The 973-nt window shown below is 61.2% G+C and carries 1 pseudogene; it reads left to right on the top strand.

The annotated features are described in order from the left end of the window. Positions 1-49: 49 nt before the first annotated feature. A pseudogene (locus tag HMPREF3097_RS09710) lies at positions 50-959 on the top strand (IS5 family transposase). The last annotated feature ends 14 nt before the right edge of the window (positions 960-973 follow it).

Raw genomic sequence — 973 nt, 5'->3', positions numbered from 1 at the left:
CTAGGGCGTGTCTCCTAATTGTGGGCCTGTGCTCGAGCATGATTGAGGTGTGTCACAACGGTCTAGATTTACGCAGTTCACGAATGCACAGTGGGAGCGAGTTGAACCACTTCTGCCAACGAATGAGGGCCGTAAAGGCCGCCCGTTTGGTGATAGCCGCCGCGTTGTAGAGGGCATCATCTACCGGTACCGCACCGGAATCCCGTGGCGAGATCTCCCCGACCGGTATGGTCCCTGGCAGACGGTGTGGAAGCGGCATCGCCGCTACGCAACCGACGGCACCTGGGACCGCGTATTCGCGCACATCCTCGCCGAGGCCGATGCAGTGGGCGACATTGACTGGAACGTGTCAATCGACGCGACGATCAACCGTGCTCATCAGCACGGTACGAACCTGCCGCGCCCTGATCAGGACACAGGGGGCTCTATCGAATTACAAGAATCTGCCGTTATGCGAGATTGAACCGGCAGGTCACGGGATCGGGAGATCACGCGGAGGGTTGAGCACGAAGGTACATTTTGCTGTCGAGGGGCATGGCCGGCCGCTGTCGATTGTGGTGACGGGCGGGCAACGCCATGATGGCGCGATGTTGCAGGAAGTCCTCGGCGATATTCGGGTCCCGAGAATTGGGTGCGGGCAGGCGCGGACGCGCCCTGATGCGTTGCTTGCTGATCGCGGGTACACGTCACGGGTGAACCGCGCGTATCTGCGTGAGCGCGGCATCGCCGCGGTGATTCCGGAGAAGTCTAATGAGATCGCTGCCAGGAAGCGTAAGGGTCGTGCTGGCGGGCGACCGCCCGGGTTTGATGCGGAGCTGTACAAAGACCGCAACGTGGTCGAGCGGGCCTTTGGGTTGATGAAGCAGTGGCGCGGGCTTGCGACGCGTTATGACAAGCTCGCGGTCACGTATCGCGCGGGAGTGGTGCTTGCGGCGATTCTGGTCTGGTTACGCATATAAGAGACACGCCCTAG

It is taken from the genome of Corynebacterium sp. HMSC27B11, from assembly GCF_001815985.1.
In the GTDB taxonomy this organism is placed as follows: Bacteria; Actinomycetota; Actinomycetes; order Mycobacteriales; family Mycobacteriaceae; genus Corynebacterium.
This window is presented reverse-complemented; position numbering and strand designations above follow the sequence as displayed.